The organism is Caulobacter sp. ErkDOM-E (genome assembly GCF_048541895.1).
Taxonomy (GTDB): Bacteria; Pseudomonadota; Alphaproteobacteria; order Caulobacterales; family Caulobacteraceae; genus Caulobacter.
Genome location: NZ_CP183331.1, coordinates 4,022,223 through 4,032,500, shown reverse-complemented (window position 1 = coordinate 4,032,500; position 10,278 = coordinate 4,022,223). Strand labels below are relative to the sequence as shown.

Annotated in this window: 7 protein-coding genes, 1 tRNA gene and 2 rRNA genes (1 of these 10 cut by a window edge); 6 read left to right on the top strand and 4 right to left on the bottom strand. The window is 62.9% G+C overall.

From position 1 onward, the window contains the following. The 3 genes from ACN2C7_RS19660 to ACN2C7_RS19650 all read left to right on the top strand — a co-directional run. A 23S ribosomal RNA gene (locus ACN2C7_RS19660) occupies positions 1-2,014 on the top strand; it begins 776 nt to the left of the window's first position. Positions 2,015-2,125: 111 nt separating this feature from the next. After that, a 5S ribosomal RNA gene (gene rrf / locus ACN2C7_RS19655) occupies positions 2,126-2,240 on the top strand. A 72-nt stretch (positions 2,241-2,312) separates the two neighbouring features. Continuing rightward, positions 2,313-2,389: transfer RNA gene (locus ACN2C7_RS19650), tRNA-Met, on the top strand. Positions 2,390-2,618: 229 nt separating this feature from the next. Here ACN2C7_RS19650 and ACN2C7_RS19645 read toward each other — a convergent pair. Further along, positions 2,619-3,260: a 3-oxoacid CoA-transferase subunit B gene (locus ACN2C7_RS19645; RefSeq protein ID WP_419319150.1), complete on the bottom strand. Its 642-nt coding sequence runs from the start codon at positions 3,258-3,260 to the stop codon at positions 2,619-2,621. Continuing rightward, positions 3,260-3,985 (bottom strand): CoA transferase subunit A, encoded by a 726-nt coding sequence (locus ACN2C7_RS19640; RefSeq protein ID WP_419319149.1) that lies wholly within the window; start codon positions 3,983-3,985, stop codon positions 3,260-3,262. The genes ACN2C7_RS19645 and ACN2C7_RS19640 overlap by 1 nt, the downstream gene beginning before the upstream one ends. 111 nt (positions 3,986-4,096) lie before the next feature. On the opposite strand from ACN2C7_RS19640, the gene ACN2C7_RS19635 reads away from it, so the two are divergent. Both ACN2C7_RS19635 and ACN2C7_RS19630 read left to right on the top strand, forming a co-directional pair. Then, a complete protein-coding gene (locus ACN2C7_RS19635) occupies positions 4,097-4,696 on the top strand; it encodes an NAD(P)H-dependent oxidoreductase (protein ID WP_419319148.1) in 600 nt (199 codons plus the stop codon). A 3-nt stretch (positions 4,697-4,699) separates the two neighbouring features. After that, a complete protein-coding gene (locus ACN2C7_RS19630) occupies positions 4,700-6,601 on the top strand; it encodes a monovalent cation:proton antiporter-2 (CPA2) family protein (RefSeq protein ID WP_419319147.1) in 1,902 nt (633 codons plus the stop codon). Positions 6,602-6,735: 134 nt separating this feature from the next. Here the strand turns inward: ACN2C7_RS19630 and ACN2C7_RS19625 are convergent, their stop codons facing one another. Next, entirely contained in the window at positions 6,736-7,407 is a 672-nt protein-coding gene (locus ACN2C7_RS19625) for an OmpA family protein (RefSeq protein WP_419321505.1), read from the bottom strand. A 183-nt stretch (positions 7,408-7,590) separates the two neighbouring features. Here ACN2C7_RS19625 and ACN2C7_RS19620 point away from each other — a divergent pair, with 183 nt between their 5' ends. Then, positions 7,591-8,526, top strand: a complete 936-nt coding sequence (locus tag ACN2C7_RS19620) for an isopenicillin N synthase family dioxygenase (RefSeq protein WP_419319146.1) — start codon at positions 7,591-7,593, stop codon at positions 8,524-8,526. Positions 8,527-8,564: 38 nt separating this feature from the next. Here the strand turns inward: ACN2C7_RS19620 and ACN2C7_RS19615 are convergent, their stop codons facing one another. After that, positions 8,565-10,223 carry a pilus assembly protein TadG-related protein gene (locus ACN2C7_RS19615; RefSeq protein WP_419319145.1) on the bottom strand — a complete coding sequence of 553 codons (1,659 nt, stop codon included), beginning with the start codon at positions 10,221-10,223 and terminating at the stop codon, positions 8,565-8,567. Between the last annotated feature and the right edge of the window lie 55 nt (positions 10,224-10,278).

Below are 10,278 nucleotides of genomic sequence, written 5' to 3'. Positions count from 1 at the left end.
TGAATGTTGAAAAATTCTCGGATGACTTGTGGATAGGGGTGAAAGGCCAATCAAACCTGGACATAGCTGGTTCTCCGCGAAAACTATTTAGGTAGTGCCTCGGACGTATTCCTTGGGGGGTAGAGCACTGAATGGATGCGGGGGGAGCGATCTCTACCAATTCTAATCAAACTCCGAATACCCAAGAGAACTATCCGGGAGACACACGGCGGGTGCTAACGTCCGTCGTGAAAAGGGAAACAACCCTAACCATCATCTAAGGCCCCCAAGTTCTGGCTAAGTGGGAAACGATGTGGGTTTGCTTTGACAACCAGGATGTTGGCTTAGAAGCAGCCATCATTTAAAGAAAGCGTAACAGCTCACTGGTCAAGCGAACCTGCGCGGAAAATGTAACGGGGCTCAAGCCAGACGCCGAAGGTATGGGTGTGCAGTTTACTGCACGCGGTAGCGGAGCGTTCCGTAAGCCGTTGAAGGTGAGGCGTGAGCCTTGCTGGAGGTATCGGAAGTGAGAATGCTGACATGAGTAGCGATAAAGAGTGTGAGAGACACTCTCGCCGAAAGCCCAAGGGTTCCTGCGTAAAGCTAATCTGCGCAGGGTTAGTCGGCCCCTAAGGCGAGGCCGAAAGGCGTAGTCGATGGGAATCAGGTGAATATTCCTGAACCAGTTGGAAGTGACGGATCTGGTAAATTGTCTGGGCTTATTGGATTGTTCTGGGCAGTGAACAGGTCCCTGGAAATAACTCCAACGGAGACCGTACCCGAAACCGACACAGGTGGGCAGGTAGAGTATACCAAGGCGCTTGAGAGAACCATGCTGAAGGAACTCGGCAAATTGCACGCGTAACTTCGGGATAAGCGTGACTCTGCTTTGGGCAACCAGAGTAGAGTGGCACAGGCCAGGGGGTAGCGACTGTTTATCAAAAACACAGGGCTCTGCGAAGCCGTAAGGCGACGTATAGGGTCTGACGCCTGCCCGGTGCCTGAAGGTTAAAGGGAGTTGTGCAAGCAGCGAACTGAAGCCCAGGTAAACGGCGGCCGTAACTATAACGGTCCTAAGGTAGCGAAATTCCTTGTCGGGTAAGTTCCGACCTGCACGAATGGCGTAACGACTTCCCCACTGTCTCCAGCATGGGCTCAGCGAAATTGAATTCCCCGTGAAGATGCGGGGTTCCCGCGGTCAGACGGAAAGACCCTATGAACCTTTACTGCAGCTTCGCCTTGGCGTTAGCAACAACATGTGTAGGATAGGTGGGAGGCTATGAAACCGGGGCGCCAGTCTCGGTGGAGCCATCCTTGAAATACCACCCTTATTGTTGTTGACGTCTAACCGCGGCCCGTTATCCGGGTCCGGGACATGGCGTGGCGGGCAGTTTGACTGGGGCGGTCGCCTCCCAAAGTGTAACGGAGGCGCGCGATGGTGGGCTCAGACCGGTCGGAAATCGGTCGTCGAGTGCAATGGCATAAGCCCGCCTGACTGCGAGACTGACAAGTCGAGCAGAGACGAAAGTCGGCCATAGTGATCCGGTGGTCCTGCGTGGAAGGGCCATCGCTCAACGAATAAAAGGTACTCTAGGGATAACAGGCTGATTTTGCCCAAGAGTCCATATCGACGGCAAAGTTTGGCACCTCGATGTCGGCTCATCACATCCTGGGGCTGGAGCAGGTCCCAAGGGTTCGGCTGTTCGCCGATTAAAGTGGTACGTGAGCTGGGTTCAGAACGTCGTGAGACAGTTTGGTCCCTATCTGCCGTGGGTGTACGAGACTTGAGAGGATCTGTCCCTAGTACGAGAGGACCGGGATGGACACACCTCTGGTGGACCTGTCATGGCGCCAGCTGTGCAGCAGGGTAGCTAAGTGTGGACTAGATAACCGCTGAAAGCATCTAAGCGGGAAACTAACCTCAAAACAAGGTCTCGCTGAGAGCCGTGGAAGACCACCACGTTGATAGGCCAGGTGTGGAAGCGCTGTGAGGCGTGTAGCTTACTGGTACTAATAGCTCGATAGGCTTGATCGTTCTTCAGCCAAACCTATGCAAATGCTCTTTGTAGAGCTCAGACATACGATGTCTTCTTCGACTTGATATAACCGGTGCTCCTCGGAGCGCCGCACGCATCCTTTTTGCTGACCTGGTGGCTATGCCGGGGGTTCCCCACCCGATCCCATTCCGAACTCGGTCGTTAAGTCCCCCTGGGCCAATGGTACTTCGTCTCAAGGCGCGGGAGAGTAGGTCGCCGCCAGGTCCGCTAAAAGGATGCCAATCAAGTCGTACTTCAAAGTCCCCCTACCTCACGATCACCAACTACCAACTTCGCCGCGGGGTGGAGCAGCCCGGTAGCTCGTCAGGCTCATAACCTGAAGGTCACAGGTTCAAATCCTGTCCCCGCACCCAAGATCTAGAACGGCCTCCTTCGGGAGGCCGTTTTCGTTTGTGCTGCGTGTTGCGGCGAGAAAACGCGAACGGCGCGCACCTTTCGATGCGCGCCGCGTCAGTCTTCGTGAATATTCAGCCCTTCAGACTAGAGCATTTTCCGTCCTGACTGCGTCAGCCCGGAGCTCTAGTTCTTTGTTTTAACGCATTTTCTTCTCGCGAACCGGAATCCACTTCGCTCGAAAATGCCCTAGATCGCGACCTCGAAGGCCGCCTCGGTCTTGGCCTTGACCTCATCGACCGTAACGCCGGGGGCCAGTTCGATCAGCCGCACGGGCGTCTTGCCGCGATTGATCTCGAAAACGCCCAGCTCGGTGATCAGCAGATCCACCACGCCGGCGCCGGTCAGCGGCAGCGAGCAGGCCTTGAGCAGCTTGGGCGCGCCCGACTTCTCGCAGTGGTCCATCACGACCACCACGCGCTTGACGCCGGCGACCAGATCCATCGCCCCGCCCATGCCCTTGACCATCTTTCCAGGCACCATCCAGTTGGCCAGGTCGCCGGTCTGCGACACCTGCATGCCGCCCAGGATCGACAGGGCGATATGGCCGCCGCGGATCATGGCGAAGCTGTCGGCTGACGAGAAGTACGAGCTGGAGTCCAGCTCGGTGATCGTCTGCTTGCCGGCATTGATCAGGTCGGCGTCTTCCTCGCCCTCGAACGGGAAGGGGCCCATGCCCAGCATGCCGTTCTCGCTCTGCAGCGTGACGCTCATACCCTCGGGAATGTAGTTGGCCACGAGGGTCGGGATGCCGATGCCCAGGTTCACATAGAAGCCGTCGCGCAGTTCCTTCGCCGCGCGGGCGGCCATGTCGTCACGGGTCCAGGCCATCAGACGGCTTCCTTGGTCGTTTGTTCTCTGGGGCGCGTAGTGACGCGCTCGATGCGCTTTTCGAACGTCGCGCCCTTCACCACCCGGTCGACATAGATGCCGGGGGTGTGGATGTTGTCCTTGTCGAGCGCGCCGATGGCGACGATGTCCTCGACCTCGACGACGGTGGCCTTGCCGGCCGTGGCCATCATCGGATTGAAATTGCGGGCGGTCTTTCGATAGACGAGGTTGCCCTCGGCGTCGGCCTTCCAGGCCTTGACGATCGACAGGTCAGCGGTCAGGCCGCGCTCCATCACATAGAGCTCGCCGTCAAACTCGCGGACTTCCTTGCCTTCGGCGACCAGGGTTCCGACACCGGTCTTGGTGAAGAAGGCCGGAATGCCCGCGCCGCCGGCGCGAATGCGTTCGGCTAGGGTGCCCTGCGGATTAAACTCCAGTTCCAGCTCGCCGCTGAGGTACAGTTGTTCGAACAGCTTGTTCTCCCCCACATAGGACGAGATCATCTTCTTGATCTGGCGGTTCTCCAGCAGGATCCCCAGGCCAAAGCCGTCGACGCCGCAATTGTTGGAGACGACCGTGAGGTCCTTGACCCCCGTCTCGCGGATCGCCGCGATCAGGTTTTCCGGAATGCCGCAGAGCCCAAAGCCTCCGGCCATGATGGTCATGCCGTCGAACAGCAGCCCTGAAAGGGCCTCGACCGCATCTGTCTGCACCTTGTCGACCATGGATCCTCCGTCACCAGCCTTTGGCATGCCGATGTTTGGCGAAGGGTCTCGCCCGGCGACCAAAGAAATTCAACCCTTGATGAATAAAAATCCGACACCGGGAGACGCCGCTTGAACGCTCACGAAACCCGGGCCGAGGCTAGCACCGCCGCCGCTGCGCCCGCCACCTCTGGTGTGCTGCTGGTTCTGGCCCATCCCGCGCTTGAACGGTCTCGCGCCAATCGGGCCTTGGCCAAGGCTGCCAAGGGTCTTTCCGGCGTCAGCTATCGCGACCTCTATGAGACCTATCCCGATTTCGCGATCGATATCGAGACCGAACAGGCTTCGCTGGTGGCCCATGACGTGATCGCCCTGCAGTTCCCGCTGTACTGGTATTCGACGCCGGCCCTGCTGAAGGAGTGGCTGGACCTGGTCTGGCTGCACGGCTTTGCCTATGGCGAGGACGGGGCGGCCCTGGTCGGCAAGCGTCTGTTCGTCGCCTGCACAACGGGGGCCAGCGCCAAGGCCTATCACGCCCAGGGCTATAATCGCTTCACGATGGACGAGTTCCTCAGGCCGCTGGAACAGACCGCCCACCTGTGCGGCATGGTCTGGGAGACGCCCTTCGTCGTGCATGGCGCGGCGGTCAAGGACGACGCGGCGCTGAAGGCCGAGGCCGAGCGCTACAAGGCGCGGATCGCCTCGCTTCTCCCGAAGACACTGGAGGTCTGAGCCATGCAATCCTTCCTCACCCAGACCCTGTTCTATCTCGGCGCGGCCGTGATCTCGGTGCCCATCGCCAAACGGCTGGGGCTGGGCTCGGTGCTGGGCTATCTGATCGCCGGCGTCATCATCGGCCCCCACGCCCTGTCCCTGATCGGCGCCCAGGCCGACGTGATGCAGTTCGCCGAGTTCGGCGTCGTCATCCTGCTGTTCCTGATCGGACTGGAGGTTCAGCCCTCCACCCTGTGGGACATGCGCAAGGCGATCTTCGGCTTCGGCGGCGCGCAGGTGGTGGTCACCTCGGCGGCCATCGCCGGCGTCTCGATGCTGCTGGGCCTGCCCTGGCAGACGGCCCTGGCGGTCGGCATGGTGCTGGCCATGTCGTCGACCGCCATCGTGCTCCAGACCCTGGACGAAAAGGGCCTGAGGCAAGGGCCGGTCGGTCGCGCCGCCTTCGGGATCCTGCTCCTGCAGGACCTGGCGGTGATCCCGATGTTCGCCTTGCTGCCGCTGCTGGCCACCATCGCGCCGCCTGTGCATGGCGACGCCGGCGGCCATGCCGCCAGCCTGGTCTCGCATCTGCCGATCTGGGCCCAGGGCCTGTCTGTCCTTGCCGCTGTCGGCGCCGTGGTCGGCGGCGGGCGCTATCTGGTTCGGCCGCTGTTCCGCTTCATCGCCAAGGCCCGCCTGCGCGAGATCTTCACCGCCTCGGCCTTGCTGATCGTGGTCGGGGTGGCCAGCCTGATGCAGATGGTCGGACTGTCGCCGGCGCTGGGCGCCTTCCTGGCCGGGGTGGTGCTGGCCGAAAGCGAGTTCCGGCGCGAGCTTGAGACGGATATCGAGCCCTTCCGGGGTCTGCTCCTGGGCCTGTTCTTCATCACCGTGGGCGCGGGCGTCGACCTTCCGCTGATCGCCAGCCAGCCGCTGACCCTGGCGGGCCTGGTGCTGGGCCTGATGGTGCTGAAGTTCCTGGTCATGCTGGGTCTGGCCCGGCTGTTTGGCGCGCCCCTGCGCGGCGCCGCTGCTGTGGCCACGGCCCTGGCCCAGGGCGGGGAATTCGCTTTCGTGCTGCTGACCTTCACGGTCGGGGCCGGCGTGATCGGCGCCACACTGGCGGCCCTGCTCACCGCCGCCGTGGCCGTTTCCATGGCCCTGACGCCGCTGGCCATGATTCTGTATGAGCGGGTCGCCGACGCCATGGACGCGGCCATCGCCGATGTCACGCCCGATACGGGCGATTTCGACGACGGCGAGCCCGACATCATCATCGCCGGTTTCGGACGGTTCGGTCAGATCACCGGCCGCCTGCTGACTGCCAACGGCTTCCGCTCGACGGTTCTGGACAGCGATATCGAGCAGATCGACCTGTTGCGCCGCTTCGGCCGCCGGGTGCACTATGGCGACGCCACCCGCATGGACCTGTTGCGCGCGGCAGGCATCGAACGGGCCCGGATGCTGATCGTGGCCCTGGATGATCGGGAAAAGACGGTCGAACTGGTCGAGACCGCTCGCAAGGCCTTTCCCGACCTGGTGATCCTGGCCCGGGCCTGGGACCGGCGTCATGCCTATGATCTGCTGGCCAACGGCGCCGACGCGGTCGAGCGCGAGACCTTCGAGTCCGCCCTGGCCCTGGGCCAGACCGCCTTGCAGAAGCTGGGTTTCCGCGCCCACCGCGCGCATCGCGCCGCCTCGTTCTTCCGCCATCACGACCGGCGCACCTTCGAGGAGCTGCGTCCGATGTGGGGTCAGGAAGAGGCCTATATCCTGGCCTCGCGCGACGCCGCCCAGACGATGGATCGCCTGCTGGCCGCCGACCTGTCGCGCCTGCGTCCGGGCGACGCCGGCGGAGCGTGGGATACGGCCAGTCTGGAGCAGGAACTACGCGAGCGGGCGGAGAAAGAAGGGGCGGAGTAGGGCCGCAAGATCCTCCCCCTCTGGGGGAGGTGGCCCAGAGGGCCGGAGGGGGCCATCACGGCACAGGCCGCATTAGCCCCCTCAGTCGCTTCGCGACAGCTCCCCCAGAGGGGGAGCAGCCTCTCGGCAAACGACTACGTGATCGGGCGCAGAACGATCTCGACCCGGCGGTTCTGGCTGCGGCCCTCGGCGGTGCCGTTGTCGGCGATCGGCTGGCGTTCTCCCATGCCGGCCACGAAAACGCGGTCGCCCAGAACCCGGCCGGCGCCGACCAGATAGCTGGCCACCGAGCTGGCCCGGCGCTCCGACAGGGTCTGGTTATAGGCGTCAGGGCCGCTGCTGTCGGCGTGGCCGACGACGTCGATGGTGGTCTGGGGATAGGCGTTCAGGGTGCGGGCGACGTCGTCGAGCACGCGGGTGAACTGCGGCTGCACGTCCGACTGGTCAACGGCGAAGGTCACGTCGCTGGGCATGACCAGAACGATCTGGTCGCCGTTGCGGCGGATCATCACGCCCGAACCTTCCAGGCTGCGGCGGAAGTCAGCCTGCTGACGGTCCATATAGTTGCCGACCGCGCCGCCGGCCAGGGCGCCGATGCCTGCGCCGATCAGGGCGTTCTTGCGACCCTGCTCGCCCGAATTGGTGTTGGTCAGATAGCCCAGCACCGCGCCGACCCCGGCCCCGCTCAGCACGCCCGTGCCGGTGTTGTTGCGCACCGGCATGCCGGTGTAGGGGTCGGTGGTGGTGCAGGCGGTCAGGGCGGCTGCGCCCATCAGCAGCGCAACAAGCGCAGTCTTCTTCATCATCATGGCCGTGGTCTTCCGTGTTCAGGTCCGGTGCGTGTGCTCACGCTTGATCATCGAGAACGCAAACGCCTCGCTCATGGTCAAGTTCCATCCTGCGACATGACCCGACGATGAACGGGTCTTCGTTCCGGACGTTTCCCGGTGTAGTAAGCCCCGACTTACTAATTTCCAAGGTTTAGCCCTGTGTCCACGTCCGCGATCGAACCGGTCTCCTTCACGCTCTACAGCAAGGACTTCGAGGGCTTCTCCCAGGCTCTGGGCGCCTCGTTCGAGCGCTACGGTTTCGCCGTGCTGTCGGAGTATGATCTGGATCAGGCCCGCATCGACGCGGCCCTCTCGGACGCCAAGGCCTTTTTCGCCCTGCCGGTCGACATTAAGACGCACTATGCCGGCATCAAGGGTGGCGCGCGGGGCTATATCCCGTTCGGCGTCGAGACCGCCAAGGGCGCCACCCACCATGACCTGAAGGAATTCTGGCACATGGGCCGCGACCTGCCGGCCGGCCACCGGTTCCGCGCCACCATGGCCGACAATGTCTGGCCGGCCGAGATCCCGGCCTTCAAGCATGACGTGTCGTGGTTCTACAACGCGCTGGACGCCATGGGCGGCAAGGTGCTGGAGGCGATCGCCGTCTATCTGAAGCTGGACAGAAGCTTCTTCAAGCCCACCATCGAGAACGGCAACAGCGTCCTGCGCCTGCTGCACTATCCGCCGATCCCGATCGACGCCACGGGCGTGCGGGCCGGCGCGCACGGCGACATCAACACCATCACCCTGCTGATGGGCGCCGAGGAGGGCGGTCTGGAGCTGCTGGACCGCAACGGCGACTGGCTGCCGATCAATCCGCCGCCGGGCTGCATCGTCGTCAATATCGGGGACATGCTGGAACGCCTGACCAACCACGTCCTGCCCTCGACGATCCACCGCGTGCAGAACCCGCCGCCCGAGCGCCGTCACATCCCGCGCTACTCGACGCCGTTTTTCCTGCACTTCGCGTCGGACTACGAGATCAAGACCCTGCCCGGCTGCATCACGCCGGAAAACCCGGACCGCTATCCGGAGTCGATCACCGCTGATGAGTTCCTCCAGCAGCGGCTGCGCGAGATCAAGCTGGCCTAGTTGCCGTCCTCTCCTCCTTCGGGAGGAGAGCGCCGCCCCTACTTCGAGATGCGCAGGTTCTGGATCGAGCCGGCGATGGCGTCGAACACGGCGGTCAGCTGGTCGGCGTTCGTGACGTCATAATACTTGTCGCTGGTGGAGGCGCAGCCCTGCAGCACGACCTTGGAGTGGTCCGAAACTCCCACGCCGATGCTGTAGATGATCACGCCCTTGGCCTTGGCCGCAGCGCAGGTCTTGGTCTGGCGACTGTCCATGGCGTCGCGGCGATCGGCTCCGCTGGCCCCGGTGTCGAGCGAGACGTTCGAGGCGTTCTTCAGCCGCTTCTGCCAGACATAGCCATAGCCGCTATAGGTCGAGTCATTGGGGTTGCCGGTCTCGCTCATGACGTTGTCGCCGTCGGTGAGCAGGACGATGACCTTGCTGACATTCTTGGTTCCATAGGCCGAGCCGTCGGCGAACGGGGCGTTGGGCGATACCATGTGCCAACCCCAGACCATGCCCATGGCGACATTGGTGTTGCCGGTGGCGACCATGTCGTCGAGCTTGTCCTTGACCGTCGTGGCCCCGGCGCTGGTGCGCACATTGGTCATCCGCAGGACGCTGGCGATCCCGCAGCCGTCGTTGGGGCCGTAGTCTGTGCCGGTCTTGGCCTGGCTGATCACCTTTGACTTGTTGCCGGTGGCGTACTTGGCGACTTCGCCCTGGCGCGTGAACCAGTCGGTTGAACTGGTTTTGTCGTCGGTGATCCAGTTGTTGTAGATCTCACCGTTGTTCCTGACGCGGGAGTCGCGATATTTCGACGACGATGACGGGTACTTCACCGTGTTGTCGTCGGGCTCGTCGGGCGCGAAGAACGGGATGAACATCGAGGCCGGCGTCGAGGGGCTCGGCGCGTCGTCGGTGATGTCATACGGATGGGGCCGGCTCTCGACACAGCCCGCCCAGGTGGTCCCCGTCTGGGTCATCATGGTGAAGCGGTTCTGCGAGGTCGCGAAGACGTCCGGACCGTAATAGGCCTGGTCCGGCATCGTCCCGGTGATCCAGTTGGCTGACGAATAGGTCGAGCCGACATTGACGGTCATCGAGAACGGCACGACCGCGATCTTGACCGCATCGGTCTCCGAGGCGCGGGCGGCGGCGGCGTAGAGGGTGTCGACCAGGTCCTTGGACGCGTCGATCAGAGCGTCGATCTTCTTGCCGCCCGAGCCCAGGTCATAGTCCATCGAGCCGGTGTTATCGAGCACCAGGGCCACTTCCAGCTTGTTGACCGAGCGCAGCACTTCGGAGCTGGCGGTGACGGTCGAATTGCCGTTGGTCCACAGGTTGGAGATGATCGGCGTGACGGTCACGGACGCCGAGCCGATCACCTTGTTGCCTGTTCCGGACACGAAGGTGGTGTTGGCGGTCGTCAGGGTCAGGCCCAGGCCGGCCATCTCGGCGGCGAAGGCCGCATCGCCGACCGTATCGAGTCCCGAATTGGTGGTCGCCGTTGAGCGGGCGGCCATCAGGGTGGCGGCGTCCAGGGCGTCCTGCAGCTGGCGGCGCTGAACGCTGAGCCGGTTCATGTCCAGCAGGCCAAAGGCCAGGATGGAGATCGGCAGGGCCAGAAAGGCGAACTGCACGGCCACCGCCCCGCGCTCGTCGCCGCGCAAGCGCTTGAAAAGGCCGGCCGAGGCGCGCTTTCGGAAATGGAGCACTGAGGCCATCCTGCTACGTGTTACCCAAATTGGGTTAAACTGGTGAACGGTTGGC